This window comes from Sphingomonas sorbitolis (genome assembly GCF_036663875.1).
Classification (GTDB): Bacteria; Pseudomonadota; Alphaproteobacteria; order Sphingomonadales; family Sphingomonadaceae; genus Sphingomonas.
Genome location: NZ_JAXOJS010000003.1, coordinates 347,626 through 366,433, shown reverse-complemented (window position 1 = coordinate 366,433; position 18,808 = coordinate 347,626). Strand labels below are relative to the sequence as shown.

General features: G+C 64.9%; 19 protein-coding genes and 2 tRNA genes. 9 read left to right on the top strand and 12 right to left on the bottom strand.

All coding sequences use genetic code 11. The features are described 5' to 3' along the window. The first annotated feature begins 232 nt into the window (after positions 1–232). From U1763_RS11035 to nadA, 3 genes are read left to right on the top strand one after another with little or no spacing between them, the layout of a single operon-like run. Positions 233–1,090 (top strand): MBL fold metallo-hydrolase, encoded by an 858-nt coding sequence (locus U1763_RS11035; RefSeq protein ID WP_332755253.1) that lies wholly within the window; start codon positions 233–235, stop codon positions 1,088–1,090. Next, positions 1,072–1,797 (top strand): DUF4230 domain-containing protein, encoded by a 726-nt coding sequence (locus U1763_RS11030; protein ID WP_332755252.1) that lies wholly within the window; start codon positions 1,072–1,074, stop codon positions 1,795–1,797. Before U1763_RS11035 ends, U1763_RS11030 begins: the two co-directional genes overlap by 19 nt. A 29-nt stretch (positions 1,798–1,826) precedes the next feature. After that, positions 1,827–2,810, top strand: a complete 984-nt coding sequence (gene nadA, locus U1763_RS11025; RefSeq protein ID WP_332755251.1) for a quinolinate synthase NadA — start codon at positions 1,827–1,829, stop codon at positions 2,808–2,810. A gap of 62 nt (positions 2,811–2,872) precedes the next feature. Here the strand turns inward: nadA and U1763_RS11020 are convergent, their stop codons facing one another. Beyond that, positions 2,873–3,007, bottom strand: coding sequence for a hypothetical protein (locus U1763_RS11020; protein WP_279388898.1), 135 nt, complete (start codon positions 3,005–3,007; stop codon positions 2,873–2,875). A gap of 181 nt (positions 3,008–3,188) precedes the next feature. Here U1763_RS11020 and nadC point away from each other — a divergent pair, with 181 nt between their 5' ends. Both nadC and U1763_RS11010 read left to right on the top strand, forming a co-directional pair. Beyond that, positions 3,189–4,037, top strand: a complete 849-nt coding sequence (gene nadC, locus U1763_RS11015) for a carboxylating nicotinate-nucleotide diphosphorylase (RefSeq protein WP_332755250.1) — start codon at positions 3,189–3,191, stop codon at positions 4,035–4,037. A 58-nt stretch (positions 4,038–4,095) separates the two neighbouring features. Continuing rightward, positions 4,096–5,004: a ribonuclease T2 family protein gene (locus tag U1763_RS11010; RefSeq protein WP_332755249.1), complete on the top strand. Its 909-nt coding sequence runs from the start codon at positions 4,096–4,098 to the stop codon at positions 5,002–5,004. Between the two features lie 28 nt (positions 5,005–5,032). Here U1763_RS11010 and U1763_RS11005 read toward each other — a convergent pair whose 3' ends face one another. The 5 genes from U1763_RS11005 to rpsA all read right to left on the bottom strand — a co-directional run bounded on the left by U1763_RS11005 (position 5,033) and on the right by rpsA (position 9,259). Beyond that, positions 5,033–5,458 (bottom strand): DUF4112 domain-containing protein, encoded by a 426-nt coding sequence (locus tag U1763_RS11005; RefSeq protein ID WP_332755248.1) that lies wholly within the window; start codon positions 5,456–5,458, stop codon positions 5,033–5,035. A 5-nt stretch (positions 5,459–5,463) separates the two neighbouring features. After that, positions 5,464–6,894, bottom strand: a complete 1,431-nt coding sequence (locus U1763_RS11000; protein ID WP_332755247.1) for an ABC transporter substrate-binding protein — start codon at positions 6,892–6,894, stop codon at positions 5,464–5,466. Between the two features lie 29 nt (positions 6,895–6,923). Continuing rightward, positions 6,924–7,007 (bottom strand) — tRNA-Leu (locus U1763_RS10995). A 94-nt stretch (positions 7,008–7,101) separates the two neighbouring features. Further along, positions 7,102–7,380 carry an integration host factor subunit beta gene (ihfB, locus tag U1763_RS10990; protein WP_132738987.1) on the bottom strand — a complete coding sequence of 93 codons (279 nt, stop codon included), beginning with the start codon at positions 7,378–7,380 and terminating at the stop codon, positions 7,102–7,104. A gap of 160 nt (positions 7,381–7,540) precedes the next feature. After that, on the bottom strand, positions 7,541–9,259 hold the full coding sequence (gene rpsA, locus U1763_RS10985) for a 30S ribosomal protein S1 (RefSeq protein WP_056060414.1): 1,719 nt from the start codon (positions 9,257–9,259) through the stop codon (positions 7,541–7,543). Between the two features lie 277 nt (positions 9,260–9,536). Between rpsA and U1763_RS10980 the strand changes: the two genes are divergently transcribed. After that, positions 9,537–9,794: a SemiSWEET family transporter gene (locus tag U1763_RS10980; RefSeq protein WP_056486791.1), complete on the top strand. Its 258-nt coding sequence runs from the start codon at positions 9,537–9,539 to the stop codon at positions 9,792–9,794. Between the two features lie 283 nt (positions 9,795–10,077). Here U1763_RS10980 and cmk read toward each other — a convergent pair whose 3' ends face one another. Both cmk and aroA read right to left on the bottom strand, forming a co-directional pair. Then, positions 10,078–10,716, bottom strand: coding sequence for a (d)CMP kinase (cmk, locus tag U1763_RS10975; RefSeq protein WP_332755246.1), 639 nt, complete (start codon positions 10,714–10,716; stop codon positions 10,078–10,080). Between the two features lies 1 nt (position 10,717). Beyond that, on the bottom strand, positions 10,718–12,052 hold the full coding sequence (aroA, locus tag U1763_RS10970; RefSeq protein WP_332755245.1) for a 3-phosphoshikimate 1-carboxyvinyltransferase: 1,335 nt from the start codon (positions 12,050–12,052) through the stop codon (positions 10,718–10,720). 99 nt (positions 12,053–12,151) lie between these two features. Here aroA and U1763_RS10965 point away from each other — a divergent pair, with 99 nt between their 5' ends. Beyond that, positions 12,152–12,478, top strand: a complete 327-nt coding sequence (locus tag U1763_RS10965) for a TIGR02300 family protein (RefSeq protein WP_031395784.1) — start codon at positions 12,152–12,154, stop codon at positions 12,476–12,478. A gap of 82 nt (positions 12,479–12,560) precedes the next feature. Beyond that, positions 12,561–12,636 (top strand) — tRNA-Ala (locus tag U1763_RS10960). Between the two features lie 145 nt (positions 12,637–12,781). Here U1763_RS10960 and U1763_RS10955 read toward each other — a convergent pair. From U1763_RS10955 to U1763_RS10945, 3 genes are all read right to left on the bottom strand, one after another. Then, positions 12,782–14,575: an autotransporter domain-containing protein gene (locus tag U1763_RS10955; RefSeq protein ID WP_332755244.1), complete on the bottom strand. Its 1,794-nt coding sequence runs from the start codon at positions 14,573–14,575 to the stop codon at positions 12,782–12,784. Between the two features lie 107 nt (positions 14,576–14,682). Next, complete coding sequence (locus tag U1763_RS10950) at positions 14,683–15,681, bottom strand: inorganic phosphate transporter (protein WP_332755243.1); 999 nt, start codon at positions 15,679–15,681, stop codon at positions 14,683–14,685. 183 nt (positions 15,682–15,864) lie between these two features. Further along, entirely contained in the window at positions 15,865–16,983 is a 1,119-nt protein-coding gene (locus U1763_RS10945) for a DUF47 family protein (RefSeq protein WP_332755410.1), read from the bottom strand. Positions 16,984–17,178: 195 nt separating this feature from the next. On the opposite strand from U1763_RS10945, the gene U1763_RS10940 reads away from it, so the two are divergent. Then, positions 17,179–17,343 (top strand): hypothetical protein, encoded by a 165-nt coding sequence (locus U1763_RS10940; RefSeq protein WP_332755242.1) that lies wholly within the window; start codon positions 17,179–17,181, stop codon positions 17,341–17,343. Positions 17,344–17,444: 101 nt separating this feature from the next. Here U1763_RS10940 and U1763_RS10935 read toward each other — a convergent pair whose 3' ends face one another. Further along, positions 17,445–18,770 (bottom strand): MFS transporter, encoded by a 1,326-nt coding sequence (locus U1763_RS10935; RefSeq protein WP_332755241.1) that lies wholly within the window; start codon positions 18,768–18,770, stop codon positions 17,445–17,447. Positions 18,771–18,808 lie beyond the last annotated feature (38 nt).

Here is an 18,808-nt window from a genome sequence, read left to right as displayed (position 1 = left end):
TGGATCGACGCGAGACCGGACGGTAGCGGTCGATCCACCCTGCTTGAACGCCGCGGCGTTCGGTGACGTGGCAGACGATGCAGTGCGTATGCCAAACGCGATTTATCGCGGATTTGTGCGACATTTGTTAGTTAATGCCCGGACGCGCCGCTGCCGAGCTGTAAAAAACGGCGACACATCCGCCTGATCAGAGGATCTTGTCATCGCCGACAATCACGGCCATCTCGGTCCCATGGCTGAGCATCCGACCGGTATCCCGATCCAGCTCGAGCCTCTCGTCATCCGCGTGCTCGCGCCGAATCCGTCACCCTACACCTATACCGGCACGCAGACGCACATCGTCGGCACGACCGATCTCGCGGTGATCGATCCCGGTCCCGACGATCCCGCGCATATCGCCGCGCTGATCCGCGCGATCGATGGCCGTCCGGTCACCGCGATCGTCGTGACGCACCACCACCGCGATCACAGTCCTGCGACGCGGCCGTTGCAGGCAATCACCGGCGCGCCGATCGTCGGGGCGGCGCCGTTCGCTTTCGATGACGCGAGTGCGCGGGCGGATGCATCGTTCGACGCGGACTATGCGCCCGATCGCGTGCTCGTCGAAGGCGATACCATCGCCGGCGACGGCTGGACGCTGGCGGCGATCGCGACGCCCGGCCATACCTCGAACCATCTTGCCTTCGCTTTGCCCGAGACCGGCGCGCTGTTCTCAGGCGATCACGTCATGGGCTGGTCGACGACGATCGTTTCGCCGCCCGATGGCGATATGGCGGCGTACATGGCGAGCCTCGAAAAGCTGATGGGTCGCGACGACCGTGTCTATTATCCCGGCCACGGCGAAGCGATCGACAAGCCGCAGCGGCTGGTGCGCGGCATGCTTGGCCACCGCAAGCAACGCGAGGGGCAGATCCTGCGGCTGTTGCGCGCCGCGCCGCAACCGATCGGGCGGATCGTCACGCAAATGTATGTGGGGCTCGACGCGCGGCTCGTTCCCGCCGCCGAGCGTTCGGTGCTGGCGCATCTCTACGACTTGCAAAACCGTGGCCTGGTGATCGAGGAAGGCGAAACATGGCAGATCAAAAATTGACCGAACCGCGGCAGAGCGCTGGGATTGGCGGCTTCCTTGCCAAGGCGGCGGGCTTCGTCGTCATCCTCGTGCTTGCCGGTCTGCTCGCGCTGTGGGGTGTCCAGCGCTACGTCAGCGACCGCCTGACCCCCGATCCGACGACGATCGCCAGCGCTAGTCTGGAAGGCCTGCGCGAGCAGAACCGCCTCTCCGCGTTCGCCGCACGCTATGTCGCGGTCGTGACCTCCAAACAGTCGCAGCTCGGCTTCACCACCGAGAAGACGCTGATCATGCCCGGCATGGTCCGGTACGAGGTCGACATGGGCAAGCTGACCCAGGCCGATGTCGCGTGGGACGGTACCAGCAAGACGCTGTCCGTGCGCCTGCCCGCGGTCGAGGCGGATGGCCCGCAGGTCGATCTCAACGCGGTCCGCGAATATGGCTCGGGCGGCGTCCTGACCACCTTCACCGACGCCGAGAAGAACCTAGACGCTGCCAATCGCCGCGCCGGCCAGATCGAACTTATTCGGCAAGCCCGCGAACCCGCGATGATCAAGCTCGCGCGCGACGCCACGCGCCGTGCCGTGGAACGCAGTTTCGCGATGCCGCTGCGGGCCGCAGGGATCGACGCGACCGTCGCGGTGCGCTTTGCCGACGAACCGATCGCGAGCACCGAGCGCTGGGACACCTCGCGCTCGTTGCAGGACGTGCTAGGGAATCGTCGCTAGAAGACGGGCGCTAAACTCGGGATACAACCATGGAATTGAACCAGAACTTCGCCGGCATCGACATTCGCGCCGAGATCGAGCGCCTCCGCAAGGAGAAGAACGCGGTGATCCTCGCGCATTATTACCAGAAGCCCGAGCTTCAGGATCTCGCCGATTTCGTCGGTGACAGCCTCGACCTGTCGCGCAAGGCGGCGGCGACCGACGCCGACGTCATCGCGTTCTGCGGCGTGCGGTTCATGGCCGAGACCGCCAAGATCCTGTCGCCCGACAAGATCGTCGTGCTGCCCGACATGGACGCCGGCTGCAGCCTTGAGGACAGCTGCCCGCCCGAGCAGTTCGCTGCGTTCCGCGCGAAGCATCCCGATCACATCGCACTCACCTACATCAACTGCTCGACCGAGGTGAAGGCGCTCTCCGACATCATCGTGACGTCGTCGTCGGCGGACACGATCCTCGCGCAGATCCCGCCCTATCAGAAGATCATCTTCGGCCCCGACCGCAATCTCGGCGGCTATCTCGCGCGGAAGACCGGTCGCGACATGCTGCTCTGGCCAGGCGTGTGCATCGTCCACGAGGCATTCAGCGAGACCGAGCTGATGAAGCTCAAGGCGCAGCACCCCGGCGCGCCCGTCGTCGCACATCCCGAATGCCCGCCGATCATCCTAGATCATGCCGATTATGTCGGCTCGACCCGCGGGATCCTGGATTACGCGCTGGCAATGCCCGGCGACACGCTGATCGTCGCGACCGAGCCGCATATCATCCACCAGATGGAAAAGGCGTTGCCGAACAAGCGGTTCATCGGCGCACCGGGCGCGGACGGCAACTGCAACTGCAACATCTGCCCGTACATGGCGCTTAACACGCTGGAAAAGCTCTACGTCGCGCTGCGCGACCTGAGCCCACGGATCGAGATCGAGGAAGGGCTTCGCCTTCAGGCCAAGAAGAGCCTCGATCGGATGCTGGAGATGGCGTCGAACACGGTAGGGAAAGGCGACCTGGGCCCTAAATAACGACCGTGCACGCCGGATAAACGAGCCGGGCGGGCCTCAACCCGTCCGACCGTGCCTCTAATTCAGGCCGGAACGACGTCCAGGCTGAGTTGGGACAGCGCCTGATCGATGTGGATTGCCGCCAGCGGCATTTGCAGGGCATCCGCCAACGCGAGGGCCTCATCGAGCAAAGCGTTCAAGCGTGCGACATCGGCCATCGTTTTCGTAGGCATTATTGGATCCTTGAGTAACAGTCCTGCAACTCGTCAATCAGCCGTTTGTTCCCAGCATCGTCAAAAATTATTCCGAGTCATCGGTCGGCGGTATCTGCTGGTCCACATCATCGCTTTTTGGCAATCGAGCCGGCATCGCCGGTCGGTGATATTTGGGAGAATCTACGTGAACGCAGCATTGCCTGAATCGTTCGATGTCGACGGGTTCGTCGCTGCGACCCTGGCGGAAGACCTTGGCACGATCGGGGACATCACCTCCGCCGCCGTCATTCCTGCCGATGCGCGCTTTACCGGCGTGATGGATAGTCGCGATCCCATCGTCGTCGCGGGTTTGGCGCTCGCCGAAGCGTTTTTCCGGGCGCTCGATCCCAGCGTACATATCGAACGTCTCGTGCAGGACGGCGATTCGGTCGCGGCCGACACCGATCTGCTTCGTCTCGAGGGTGCAGGTCGAGCCTTGCTGACGGCAGAGCGATCGGCGCTCAACACCGTCCAGCATCTGTCGGGGATCGCGACGATGACGCGTCGCTATGTCGACGCCATGGCAGGAACGGGCGCTATCCTGCTCGACACGCGGAAAACAATCCCGGGACTGCGCGTGCTGGAGAAATATGCGACCCGGATGGGGGGCGCGCAAAACCATCGCATGGGGCTGTGGGACGCGGCGATGATCAAGGACAACCATGTCGCGGTTGCCGGCGGTGTCGGCGAAGCGGTGCGACGCGCCAAGACGGCAGGAATCGCGCATATTATCGTCGAGGTCGATCGGATCGACCAGATCGAACCCGCGCTCGCGGCGGGTGCGACGCACCTGTTGCTCGACAATATGGCGCCAGCGATGTTGCGCACGGCGGTGGCGTTGGTCGACGAACGGGTGCCGACCGAAGCCTCGGGCGGCGTCGCCCTGGATACGATCCGTGCAATCGCGGAAACCGGCGTCACCTATGTCTCGGTCGGCCGCTTGACGCAGTCCGCACCGGCGGCGGATATAGGGCTCGATTTCACGACAGCATGACCGGTTCATCCGCGTGGCGACGCATGCGTGACGCGACACCGGGCAGGGGGCCGAGACAATGAACAGATCGCCATCGATATTCTGGCCCGATCAGCGGCGGCCCGATCAGCGGCGTTTCACGTCGCGCGTGCTGGCGCCGATCATGTCCGCGATCGGTCGGTCGGGTCGGGTCGCGAGTATCGGTGCCGATCCGATGCCGGGTTGCGCCGATTCGACCTCACGTGCATCGATGCCCGTGTCCGGTCTACGGCGCGGATTGGCTGGAACGAGCCTCGTAGCCGCAGCGCTCGCATTGCCGGTTGCGGCGCAAGCCCAGACCTATCGATGCTCGGCGCCGTCATCGGTCGAGCGTGTCCGTCCCGATTTACCGTCGGACAGCCAGCCGAAGCGCGATATTCCGATCGGCAGCTACACGCTGGCGATCACATGGGCACCGCAATATTGTCGCGACAACGGCAGTCGCGCGGGCTCGACATTTCAGTGCGCGGCGGGAAATCGGTTCGGCTTTACGCTGCACGGGCTGTGGCCCGATGGCGTCGGCAAGGACTGGCCGCAATATTGTCATGACGCGGAATTCGTACCGCCCCCGGTGATCAAGGCGCATCTCTGTACGACACCGTCCGCGCAACTGCTTCAGCACGAATGGGCCAAGCACGGCACCTGTATGCCGGGGTACCGTCCCGCCAAATACTTCGCCCAATCCGCCGCTCTGTACGGCAAGCTGAAATTCCCCAACATGGACGCCTTGTCGCGAACGTCACTGACGGCGGGACGGTTCGCGGCGGCGATGGCCAGCGCCAATCCAGGCCTGAAGGCCGACATGATGCGTGTAACCGCGACAAAGCAGGGGTGGCTGGACGAGGTCTGGATCTGCCTCGATCGGCGTTTTCGCTACCGCCGCTGCCCGGTGCATCAGGGTGGTCTGGCGCCAGGTGCCCCGCTCGAGATCTGGCGAGGTTCTCGCTAGCCGCCGCCGCACCGGATCGACGGCGCCGTCAGATTTCGAGCGTCGCCGTCGATGGATGATGCTTGTCAAGATGCTTCTTTATGATCCGCAGGTTGCGCGTGTTCGAGCGGAAGAAGAAATCGGGGATCGCGCCGACGAACGGGATCATGCCTAGCGCCCAGTCGACTCCGACATTGCCGAACATCCGCGCCATCTGGATCTTCGACATGCCGATGTTGCGGGCCTCCCATGCCATCCACGCGCCGACCGCGGCGGCGATCGTGCTGCCGGCGAACGGGATGATGTCGAGGATCACGTCCATGCCGACCCTGCGGTTGGTGCCGGGGATCGTGACCAGCCCCTCCATCACGCGCTCCATGGCCTCGACACGACGGCGGACCGACAAGGCGTCGCGTCCCATCGGAAGCGTATCGAGGATCGATCCAGGAGCTATGCGCGTCGGGCGTTGGGTCATGACTGTCAGTTGGTGTCGGCGCGCAATCGGTTCAACGGGTGCCATGCTCGCGTATTGGGCTGCCATTGCCGTAGCCGGGTCGATACGAGCGACCATCGCAGCGGCCGCGCGAGCGGGATGAAGGCGACGTCGGCGTTCATCGCGACATCCGCGGCGGCGATCCGCTGCGCCCTCTCCGCGAGCGTCGGCGCCTCACGCGCTGCGGTGATCGCCGCCTGCGCGGTCTCGCCACATACGACGCAGGCCGTTGCCAGATACCAGCGCGCGCTATCATAGGGGGCGACCGCGTCGACCAGCATCAGGTCGGCGTCGCTACCCAGCGCGACACGGTACGGCGTGATCCCGACTGCGATCAGCGATGCCGCCACCTGCGCATACAATAATGTCGCGCCCGGCCCGTTCGGGAGGGCGATTCGCAGCGCCACTGGTCCGCCACCCCATCCAGCAACCCGCTGCCGCGCGGCAACACGACGCTCGTCCTGCGTCAGCAGCGTCCAGGGGGGCACCTGGGGTAGCGCTGCCGAATCAAGAATATCGGGCAGAATGCGATCGGCCGCGTCCCAGGCTGGTGCGATCGCCGTCGTCAGCGCGGTGCGATCGATCGCCTCAGCTACGGCCTCGCGGTTCGCAGCATCTGCAAGAAACCCATCGCGGCGAATGATGGCCAGTCCGAAGAGTCCGGCGGCAGGATCGACGCGGATGGTGGCGGGCGATATTTCGGTGGTCGCGAGCAGGGGCCAGTCGACAAAGCTGCCACCGCTGACGAGGTCCGAATCCCGATGGGCGAACCGCGCAATCGCCCGTGCCGCCCGTTCGCCGATCAGTCGGACATCTTCTTCGGGCTTGGTCACCCGCTGGTCTTCGGGATCGGCCTGGTTAGGATCGAAGGCCGGGCGCAGCAACGGCGCGCGCCCGCGTCCGTGCGGCGCGACCCGAAACGGTCCGCTCCCGCCGGACGGCGCCAGCCGCAGCAAGCCAAGCTCGGGTTGCGCGAACAGCTTCAGCAGATCGGGACGCGGCCGGCCGAGTCGCACTTCGATCACCTGCGGCGTCATCGCCACGATCTCGTCGATCGCGGTCAGAAAGGGCGCCAGCGGATTGCGTGAACCGGGTGCGATCTGACGGTTCAGAATGGTTACGACCTGATCCGCCGTCACCGGCGTGCCATCGCCCCAATCGCCCTCCCGCAGGCGAAAGATGTAGCTCATGCCACCGTCGATCACGATCCAGCGTTCGGCGAGGCCAGGCTCGATCTGTCCAGCGGCGTCGAAACGGACCAGGCCCTGTGCGGTCGAGTCGATCAGCAACCGGCTTGGCGTGTCGACCGGTGCACGGCGGGCATCGACGATGTGAGGTGGGGGGCCGATCGCGCTGACGATCACCGCGCCGGTATCGGGACGACGTCGCTCGCACCCCGTCAGCGTCGCGGCAAGCACGACGCAGGTCGTTAAAAGAAAGGCCGCGCTGGTGCGGACGGCGGGACTCGAACCCGCATTCCTAGGGAGGGAGATTTTAAGTCTCCTGCGTCTACCGGTTTCGCCACGTCCGCACACGCCCCCAACAAGACGACGCCGTCCGCCGGGTCAACCCATCGCAGGGACAAACATGGCCGATCGGCGCCAGATCCTGAAATTTATGCGGGGTCACACGTTCAGGCGTGCGCGCATTTCCTTGCCCGGCTTGAAATAGGGAACGCGTTTCGCGTCGACCTCGACGACTTCGCCGGTACGCGGATTTCGGCCGGTTCGGGCATCGCGGGCGCGCGTTGAAAACGCACCGAAACCGCGCAGCTCGACCCGTCCGTCCGCTGCAAGGCGTTTCGAAATCTCGTCAAAAAACGTGCTGACGATCAGCTCGACTTCGTTCGGTTGCAGGTCCGGATGTGCCTCGGCGATCTTCAGGACCAGTTCAGATCGAATCATTCGTTTTCCCGCTCATGTGGCAGTTCGGCAAATTGATGTAAGTCAACTTGCGAAGCGTTAGCACTAATTTGGGCGTAGTCAAAAACCAAAGTGAGATAGTCAATAAAAAGCCCGGCATGTTCGAGACATGCCGGGCCAATTTATCGGTAAGCCGTGAGACTTACTTCTTCTCGGCGTCCGTGCGAGCCTTGAGAGCCTCGCCCAGAATGTTGCCGAGGGTCGCGCCGGAATCCGACGAACCATACTGGGCAACGGCCTGCTTCTCTTCCGAGATCTGCATCGCCTTGATCGAGAAGGTCGGCTTCTTCGAACGATCGAAGCCGGTGACCATCGCGTCGAACTTCTGGCCGACCTGGAAACGCTCTGGACGCTGCTCGTCGCGATCGCGACCCAGATCCGTGCGCTTGATGAAGCCGGTCGCGCCATCGTCGCCCTGCTGCACTTCGAGACCCGCGTCGCGGACTTCGAGAACGGTCACGGTAACGATCGCATTCTTGTTCAGCTTGTCGCCTGCTGCTGCGATGCCGCCGGCCGATGGCCCGCCACGCTCGAGCTGCTTCATGCCGAGCGAGATACGCTCCTTCTCGGCGTCGATGTCGAGCACGACGGCCTCGACGGTCTCACCCTTGCGATGCAGGTTGAGCGCGTCCTCGCCCGAAACACCCCATGCGATGTCCGACATGTGGACCATGCCGTCGACGTCGTTGTCGAGGCCGATGAACAGACCGAACTCGGTCGCGTTCTTGACTTCGCCTTCGACGGTCGAACCGATCGGATGAGCGGCAGCGAATGCCTCCCAAGGATTGGCCTGAGCCTGCTTGAGGCCGAGCGAGATGCGACGCTTCTCGGAATCGACTTCGAGGACCATGACGTCGACTTCCTGCGAGGTCGACACGATCTTGCCCGGATGGACGTTCTTCTTGGTCCAGGACATTTCCGACACGTGGACGAGGCCTTCGATGCCCGCTTCCAGCTCGACGAACGCACCATATTCGGTGATGTTCGTGACGCGGCCGGTGAGCTTCGCGCCGACCGGGTACTTGACCATCGCGCCATCCCAGGGATCGCTCTCCAGCTGCTTCATGCCGAGGCTGATGCGCTGGGTGTCCTTGTTGATCCGGATGATCTGCACCTTGACGGTGTCGCCGATGTTCAGGACTTCGCTCGGGTGACCGACGCGCTTGTAGCTGAGATCGGTGACATGCAGCAGGCCATCGATGCCGCCGAGATCAACGAACGCACCATAATCGGTGATGTTCTTGACGACGCCGTCGATGATCTGGCCCTCGGCCAGGCTGAGGATCAGGCCCGAACGCTGCTCTGCGCGCGTCTCTTCGAGAACGGCACGACGCGACACGACGATGTTGCCGCGCTTGCGGTCCATCTTCAGGATCTGGAACGGCTGGGGGATGTCCATCAGCGGGGTGACATCGCGCACCGGGCGGATATCGACCTGCGAGCCGGGCAGGAAGGCAACGGCGCCGTTCAGGTCGACGGTGAAGCCACCCTTCACGCGGCCGAAGATCACGCCTTCGACGCGGGTCGTCTTGGAGAATTCGGTTTCCAGCTTGTCCCATGCGGCTTCGCGACGGGCGCGATCGCGGCTGAGCATTGCTTCGCCGTGGACGTTCTCGACGCGGTCGACATAGACTTCGACTTCGTCGCCGACCTTGAGGTCAGCCTTCTGGCCCGGCGCTGCGAATTCGCGAAGCGGCACGCGGCCTTCCGACTTCAGACCGACGTCGATGACGGCCATGTCGTTCTCGATGCCGGTCACGGTGCCATGCACCACGCGGCCCTCGAAGCTGTCGGCGTCGCCGAGCGTTTCGTTCAGCATCGCCGCGAAATCGTCGCGGGTCGGCATTACCTGGGTTGCCATAGAATTCAGTAATCCTAGTCTGTTTCCGGCCAAGCGGTTGGGTCCGCTGGTCTTGGCCTTCGTTGCCGCGACGACCGAACGTCGAACGCGGCATCCGGACGGCACGAGGCTGCGGAGGACGTAGACGCTGAATGCGAAAACGGCGCGTGAGACTCGAGGGTCTCCGCGCCTTCCTCCACGAGCATCGCTCGCCGGACGGTTCCGTATAGCCGAAACCCCGTCTCGGAGCAAGTTCGCCGCTGCTTCGTTAGGGGCCGCTCACCACAGGAGCGAAGATTTGAACGAACGCGGCATTCTCGTGCTTGGCTGGGTCGCCACCGTGACGGCGATCGTGATGTACCTGTCGTACATCGACCAGATCATGCTGAACCTTGCGGGTCAGAAGGGATCGGTGGTCCAGCCGTTCGCGACGATGGTGAATTGCGCGCTGTGGGTCGGGTATGGGTTCCTGAAGGACAAGCGGGACTGGCCGATCGTCGTGGCAAATTTTCCGGGGGTGGTGTTCGGGGCGGTGGCGCTGGTTACCGCGCTTTAGGGGAGAGTGGTGACCGAGTTGTAGGCGGCGGGGATTATAGCGGGCGGCAACCCCCGCTTCCTTGTTCTCCCGCGAAGGCGGGAGCCCAGTCTGGGTCCCCGCCTTCGCGGGGAAACAGGGTTGGTTCACTATGGATTGTCCCAACAGAGCCACCACCCCGGCGGAGGCCGGGGCCCAATTGGGGGACATCGCTAAACTGAGGACCGCGCTTCGTTGCTGCGGACGTTCCAATTGGGCCCCGGCCTTCGCCGGGGTGGTGCATCTCCCAACAGTCTGGATCGGCTTAAACCGAAGCGGCCCTCTTCGCCCGCTGCGCCTCAACCAGCGCAACAGCCCGCTGCACCGAAGCCTCGATCGACAAAAAGCTCGTATCCAACAAAGCAGCATCCGCCGCCATCACCAGCGGCGCCGTAGACCGCCCACTATCCCGAGCATCCCGAGCCCGAATATCCGCCAACACCCGATCCTTGCTCGCCGTCCCACCCCTGGCCTGCAACTCAGCATGCCGCCGCTGCGCCCGAATATTCGGCGTAGCCTTCACGAACAGCTTCGCATCCGCATCCGGCGCGATCACCGTGCCGATATCGCGCCCGTCGAGAATCGCGCCACCCTCCTGCGCCGCGAACCGCTTCTGCCGGTGCAGCAGCGCCGCGCGCACGAGCGGATGGGCCGAAACCACCGACGCCAGCGCGCCGATATCGTCGTCGCGCAACGCCGGATCGCTCAACAGCGCATCGCTGAAATCGCACGCCGCCACCGCGTCGGCCTCGGTCTCCGGATCGAGCCCCATCCGCGCCACGCTCAACGCGACCGCACGGTACAGCAGCCCGGTATCGAGATACGGCAGCTTGTAATGCTTGGCCAAGGCGCGCGCGATCGTGCCCTTGCCCGATGCCGCCGGACCGTCGACTGCGATGATCATCTTAATTCCCCCGGCCGGTAAGCGCGTCGAGCGACCGGAAGAACACGGGATAGCTCGTCGCCACCGGCGATACATCATCGATCGTGACGGCCTGAACGGCGCCAAGTCCAGCCACGACCATGCTCATTGCGATGCGGTGGTCGAGTTTCGAGGCGATCCGAGCGCCACCGCGAATCGCCGCGCCGTCCGACCCGGTGATCGCCATGCCGTCTTCGAACTCCTCGCAAGGAATCCCGCACGCTTCGAGCGCGATCCGCATCGTCGTGATCCGGTCCGATTCCTTGACGCGCAACTCATGCGCGCCGCGCGCGATCGTCGTCCCGGTCGCGAACGCCGCGGCAACGAACAGCACCGGATATTCGTCGATCATGCTCGGCGCGAGATCGGCCGGCACTTCGATTGCGGTCAGCGGGGCATGCCGAACGCGCAGGTCCGCGACAGGCTCGCCACCGACGGTCCGCGGATCGAGCTCGGTGATATCCGCCCCCATCATCCGCAGCGCCGTCACGATCCCGATCCGCGTCGGGTTCAGCCCGACGTTGCGCACGACGATATCCGACCCGGGTACGATCGACGCCGCAACCAGCCAGAAGGCCGACGACGACGGATCGCCCGGCACGACGATATCCTGCGGCTTCAGGTCCGCTTCGCCGGTGATCGAAATGATGCGACCGTGGTTCGTCTCCTCGACGGTCAGCTTCGCGCCAAACCCCGTCAGCATCCGCTCGCTATGATCGCGCGTCGCGACCGGCTCGATCACCCGCGTGATCCCCGGCGTGTTGAGCCCCGCGAGCAAAATCGCCGACTTCACCTGCGCCGAAGCGACCGGCAGCGTGTATTCGATCGGCACCGCTGGACACATCCCGCGCACCATGAGCGGCAGCCGCCCGCCCGGCGACGACGTGATGTCCGCCCCCATCTGCGACAGCGGCTCGATCACGCGTCCCATCGGCCGCCCCGACAGCGAAGCGTCGCCGGTAAAGGTACACGTGATCGGATGGCTCGACACCAGCCCCATCAGCAACCGCGTCGACGTCCCCGAATTCCCCATCTCCAGCGCGGTCTCGGGCTGAAGCAGTCCACCCACGCCGACGCCGTCCACGGTCCAGATACCATCTTCGCCCCGCTTGATCGTCGCGCCCATCGCGCGCATCGCAGCCGCCGTGGCGAGCACGTCCTCGCCCTCCAGCAGCCCCTCGATCCGGCTGGTGCCGACCGCGAGGCTTGCGAACATCAGCGCGCGGTGACTGATAGACTTGTCGCCTGGGACCGCAATCGAGCCGGTCAGTGGACCGCGTGCGACGACGTCCATCGAAGTGGGGAGGGGGTGTGCCATGGGGCCGGGCTTTTGACAGTGGCCTTGCGCTATGGCAAGGCGCGCCCACTTTGCGAGGGTATCCCCCCGCAATCCATTCATCCGAAAGGTTCTATCGGCATGATCAAGCCGGAATGGGGCACGAAGCGTTCGTGCCCGAAATGCGCGACGCGTTTCTACGACCTCGAAAAAGCCGACCCCGTAACCTGCATCGAATGCGGGTATGCGTGGGAGCCCGAGCCTATCCTGAAGTCGAAGCAGCCGCTGCCGTTCGAGGTCGCCAAGCCCGACACCAAGAAACCCGACGCGGATCTCGAGGGTGACGAGGAAGAGGACATCGCCTCGATCACCGGCGAGGACGAAGAGCCCTCGGCGGACGACGAAGTCGATCTGGGCGGCGACGACGACCTCGGCGTCGAGACGCCGCAGGACGAGCACGAGCGTTAATCGGAATAAATTTGGCAGGCGGCATTTACGCCGCTTGCCAACCCGGGCGGGTCCGGTTAGTGACCCGCCTCCCAACGGGAATGGGGCCGTAGCTCAGCTGGGAGAGCGTTCGCATGGCATGCGAAAGGTCAGGGGTTCGATCCCCCTCGGCTCCACCATTTCCGTTGATGACCGGTCGATCGGACCGTTGTCCCAGATAGCGCGATCGGGCCGGACGGCAACGTCGTTGGCCTGTTGCCTCAGCCCGCCTCGAACGGTGTTCGGGACGCGGCACTCCACATCCCGAACACCGTTGCCACGCAGCTAGAACGCGGCAGACAGCCCTGCGAACGCCGAAACGCTGTCGCGGTCGTCGCGCAACGCGTAGCCGGCGACACCCGCGCGGAGCGACAACTGCCCCGCGACATTGCCGTCCACACCCATCGCGTAGCTCATGTAACTGCGATCGGCGCGTTCCACCGTGCTCGTGAAGCTGATCGGGGCACCCGTTGGGGTCAATGTCAGCGTCCGCGGATCGTGGTCGAACTGGCGCTCGTAGCCGGCGCGGGCGAAAAACCGCACCAGCTCGCCCGGGACGGTCCGGACCACCGCGCCGAACCGGCCGGTCAGGCTTTTCACCTCCTGCTTGCCGAATGCCGCCGCGGTCGAGAGCCCGCCGGTCTCCACATAGCCGGCGATCCGGACCCGGTCGTACTGCGCAGCGAGGTCGGGGCCGAACGCCACGCCGCCGAGCGTGATCAGATCGAACGCGGCGGTGACGCGGCCGGCGACATAGGTGCCGTCGGTTTCGCCCTCGTGCGAGCGGATCGCCGGGCCGAGCTGGACGGTGCGGCGAATGTGGCGATAGTCGATCTCGCCGTACGTCCCGTCCGCGAGCAGGCGAACCGGGCCGAGTTCGCCGCGCGCGTAGCCGCTGACCGACCACGCGCGCGGCTTGTAGGTGCCGGCGCCGGCCTTGAAGTCGCCGGTGCCATCCGAATAGCCGCCAGCCACGCCGACTCCCGACGCATCGCCGATCGCGAGGTCGGCACCCGCGGTACCGCTAAAGCCGCGCTCGGTGATCCCGACGCGCTGGGCGGAGGTGCCGCTCGCATAATAATGATAGCCCGCACTGCCGAACAGCGAGAGCGCATGGCCGCTACGCTGCGCGCCGCCGCGCTCGGCGCCTTCGAACAGGTCGCGCTGGCCGCGGAACATCGCTTGTGCGGCATAGCCGAGCCCGGCGATCTGGTCGGGGGCCTGGACGAGGCTGGCCACTGCCTGCCCCTGGATGCGCTGGGTCTTGCCCGAAGGGTGGACGCTGTCGGCCAGGATATAGGTCTCGTTGGCGTTGGGCGAGACGAGCGTCGCGCGCGTGCAGGCGAGCGACGACGGCACGGTACAGGCGACGCCGGTGATGTTGGTGTAGCCATAGGTCGCTGGACTCGCGACGAGTTCGCCGAACAGTCGGTCGGTATCGAAATACAGCGCGTTGACGTTCGCCGCCGCCAAGGCCGCGGCATAGGTCCGGTTGAACAGCTGGAGCCCCGCGGCCCCGCCGGTCTGGACCGCGAGCGTGACGATCCGCGTGGCGCCCGCCGTCTGGAGCCGGCTGACCTGCGCGGCAAGCTGGGTCGCCGCGGTGGTCAGGATCGCGGTGTTGGTGCTGCCCGCCGCCTGGAACGCGAAATAGTCGTTGCCGCCGCCCTGGATGTACACGAGATCGCGCGGCCCGAACGCGCCGCCGGCGGCGAGAAAGTTGCTGATCTGGGTCGTGACGGGGATGGAAAATCCATTGGCCGCGGTCACGCGCGCGCCGCCGACCGCGTAATTGGTCCCGCCCTTGCCGTAGACCGGATCGAGCGGCAGGCCGAGTCGCGCCGCGAGGACTTCGGGCGAGACCGGGTCGGGGTTGGTCGTGAAGCTGCCCGCGTCGCGTGGCAGGCTAGGATCGAGCGTCAGATAATAGCCGCCGTCGGCGAGACTGTCGCCGAACACTATCATGCGGCTATAGGTCTCGCCCGCCGCGACGCTGGTCGGGCTGGCGGTCTGTGCCTGTCCCGGAGTCGCGAAACTCAGCGCAGTCCCGACCAGCAACGCCGTATAGGTCGTCTTCATGATGTCCTCTCCCTGGCGGCGAGGGATCATAGTCCTTCGCTCGACCGGGAGTGTCGGAGCCGGTTACGGCTGCGTCAATAGACTGTCGCTTAGGGGTGGCGGGCCGTTCAGACAAACAGCCCGACCAGCAGATAGGTGCCTGCGCCGATCAAGCCGGCGGCTGGGAGTGTCAGCGTCCAGGCGACGACGATGTTGCTCGCCACGTTCCAGCGGACGGCGGATAACCTCCGCGCCGCACCGACGCCCACGATCGAGCCGGTGATGGTGTGCGTCGACGAGACCGGAATGCCCCAGAAGGTCGCGGCGAACAGCGTGATCGCGCCGCCGGTCTCCGCGCAGAACCCTTGTGCCGGCGTCAGGCGGGTGATCTTCGAGCCCATCGTGTGGACGATCCGCCAGCCGCCCGACAGCGTGCCGAGCGCCATCGCCGCCTGGCAGGACAGCACGACCCAGAGCGGCACGTGGAATTCGCCGCCGAGCAGGCCCTGAGAATAGAGCAGCACGGCGATGATCCCCATCGTCTTCTGTGCGTCGTTGCCGCCGTGGCCTAGCGAGTAGAGCGCGGCGGAGATCAGCTGGAGCTTGCGGAAGCGCTTGTCGACGCCGAGCGGGGTGAGCTTGAGGCTGGTCCAGGCGACGATCAGGACGAGCACGAGCGCGAGCATCAGGCCGATCGCGGGCGAGGCGAAGATCGCTAGGACGGTCTTGATGACGCCGCTCCAGACGATCGCGCCGAAACCGATCTTGGCGATACCCGCGCCGAGCAGCCCGCCGATCAGCGCGTGGCTGCTGCTCGACGGGATACCGAGCACCCAGGTGATGACGTTCCACGCGATCGCGCCGATCAGCGCGGCGAAGATCACCTGCGCATCGATCACGTGCGCCTGGACGATCCCGGTACCCACGGTCTGCGCGACGTGGAGGCCGAACACCGCGAACGCGATGAAGTTGAAGAACGCCGCCCATAGGACGGCGTATTGGGGCTTCAGCACGCGCGTGGAGACGACGGTGGCGATCGAGTTCGCCGCGTCGTGCAGGCCGTTCAGGAAGTCGAACAGCAGCGCGATGCCGATAAGGCCGATGAGGAGGGGAAGGGAGAGGATCATGCGATTGCGCTCTGCGACGTGGGCATGATGCCCACTGCCGCCCGCCCAACCAAGCCACCACCCCGGCGAAGGCCGGGGCCCAGTTGGAGAGGTCGCAGTAACAGCGCACCATCCTCAGTTATTGCCGTCCCCCAACTGGGCCCCGGCCTTCGCCGGGGTGGGGCACCTATCGATGACTGCCCCTCAAGCATGGTCGATGACCAGCCCCTGGATCTCGTTCGCGACGTCCTCGAAGCGGTCGACGATCTTTTCCAGGCTGCTGTAGATCTCGCGGTTGATGATGAAGGTCATCGGGTCCGCGCTGATCTTCGACGCTTGGAACAGCGCGCGCAGCCCCGTGTCGTGGATGTCGTCGGCATGCCCCTCGATCTGGATCAGCCGCGCGGTCAGGTCGTGCAACCGACCCGCGTTGGTGCCTAGCGAGCGGAGCAGCGGGATCGCCTCCGCGGTAATCCGTGCGGCCTCGACGATGATGCCGGCCATGTCGCGCATCTCGGGCGAGAATTCGGTGACCTCGTACAGCGCGATCGCGTTGGCGGTGCCGTTCATCTGGTCGATCGCGTCGTCCATCACGCCGATCAAATCCGTGATCGCGCTGCGGTCGAACGGCGTCACGAACACGCGGCGGACGTCCTGGAGGACCTCGCGCGTGATATCGTCGGCCTCGTGCTCGCGCTTGACGATCTCGGCGATCTGACCCTCGATCGAGCCTTCGCCGTGGAGCAGCCGTGCAAGCGCATCGGCGCCGGCGACCAGGGTCGCGGCATGCGCGTCGAACAGTTCGAAGAACCGTCCCTGCTTCGGCATCAGCGACTGGAACCAGCCCAGCATCGGAATTCTCCTTTTCGCGCTCGTGCGCACGACGGGTAAGATACGTTGCGCGAGCGACGCCGGGATCGGCGGCTCACGGAAAGCAGCGATCAGCGCCTTCAGGCCGGGCTCATTGACAGCCTCCGCGGCGCGATCAAGCGTAAACCAGCGGGTCTCGCGTTGATGGCGCTCGGGCCAGTCGTCGAGTTGTTCCACGAACGCGAGCGGAAACACCGTTACGATCATGTCGCGGTAGCGGCCGGTGCGGCGGCGTTTGCGGTAGCCGAACTCGCCGACCGCGGTGGGGCAGGGGATGCCGCGGATGCCGGCTTCCTCATACGCTTCCTGCGCGGCCGCCTCGTGGCTGGCGAGACCGACGATCGGATTGCCCTTGGGGATCACCCAGCGCCCGGTATCGCGTGAGGTGATCAGCATCACGCGAGCGTGCCCGTCGGCGTCGATCACATAGGGAAGTGCCGCAATCTGCTGGATAATTCGGGTCCTTGTGGGCGCGAAGTCGTGGCGCATGACGGCAGCTTATACGGCGCGATAGGGCAAGGACAGGGGGCTGCTGCGTGCGGCTCGACGCGCTTCCGGCGAGGCAATTCCGTCCCATTCCCGGACGGCTCGGGTTTAACCACTTTTGCGACTGGTCGAAATAGTAAACGCCGCGTTAACGTTTGCATCATGACCAGACGCCTAGTCCTCACTAACGAAGCCGCCCGCCATCCGCTGCGCCGGTCCTTGCCGCCGCCAGTCGTCACGGCTGCGAAGAACGACGATCACGACGTGAAGCTGTTTTTCCTGAGTTTCGCGGCGTTCTTCACCTGCTTCTACAGCTTCATTTTTTGACAACATGCCGTTCGCCCTGAGCGAAGTCGAAAAGCACGTCCCAGGTGAAGGTGCTTCGACTTCGCTCAGCACGAACGGATGCCGGTGGGCCGGTGAGCGAGCTACCCCCTCAACGTCGGCAAGCACCCGACGGCATCGTTGTCACACGCGCGGTGCAGCTTCTGCGCCAGCCAAGCCGAGACCAGGCACATCGCCGCGACCAGGAACAGCATGTCCTCCGGCGTCACGCCCATCGCGGTGATCCCGACGACCAGGATCGAGCCGATCGTCATCGCGCCTGAATTGACGACGTTGTTCGCCGCGACGGTCCGCGCGGTCTGGTCCTTCTCGACGGTCGTCGTCAGGAACGCATAAAGCGGTACGACGAACATTCCGCCGGTGATCGCGATTGCTAGCAGCGTCGCGAGCACGGGGATCGCGCCCGGCTGATGAATGAAGCCCGCCCAGTCGTAATATTGCCCCGCCGGTGCAGGCGTCCAGTTCCGCGCCAGGAACGAGAACAGCACGACGAAGCCGCCCATCGCGATCACCGATGCCGGCGAGAACTTCGCCGAGATCCGCCCTCGCAGCATCGAGTTTATCACGACCGACCCGATCGCGACTCCGACCGAGAACACCGCAATGACGAAGCTAGCGACCCGCTCGTCGGCGGTCAGCACGTTCTTCACCAGCGGCGGGAAGACGATGATCAGAACCGCGCCGATCGTCCAGAAGAAGCTGATCGCGACGATCGCCAGGAACAGCCGCGGGATGTGCAGCGTCGCGCTGATCAACCGCCACGACGCGGTGAACGGGTTGTAGTCGAGCTTGAGCGGCGGGCCTTCACGGGGTGCGGGGGGCACCTGACGCCCGGAGAACCAGCCGATAACTGCGACGATCAACACGCTGGCGGCGGCGCCCTCGATCGGGATCCAGCCCGCGGTCACCGTGCCGAGCAGGATCGCGAGATACGTCCCGGCTTCAACGAGGCCCGTGCCACCGAGCACATCGCACGGTTTCAAATGCTGCGGCAGGATCGCGTATTTGATCGGCCCGAAGAACGTCGAGTGAACGCCAAGGCACAGCACCGCGCCGAGCATCAGCCCGATTCCCAGCGACGGGTGCCCAGCACGCGCGACCATCAGGCCGGTCGCGCCCAGGATCATGATGCCGATCTCGACCGTCTTCACGATCCGGATGATCCGCGCCTTGTCGTGACTGTCCGCCAACTGCCCGGCGAGCGCGGACAGCAGGAAGAACGGCAGGATGCCAAGTCCCGTCGCCAACGCGTTGAAGTTCGCCTCCATCTTAGGGTCGTTGAAGACCGCATAGGTGGCGAACAGGACCATCGAAGTCTTGAACAGGTTGTCGTTGAACGCGCCGAGAAACTGCGTGGTGAACAGGGGCAGGAAGCGACGTTGCTTCAGCAACCCGAGGGCATTGAGCATGCGAGAAATCGCCCAGATCGTTGCGAAAATACGCTAAA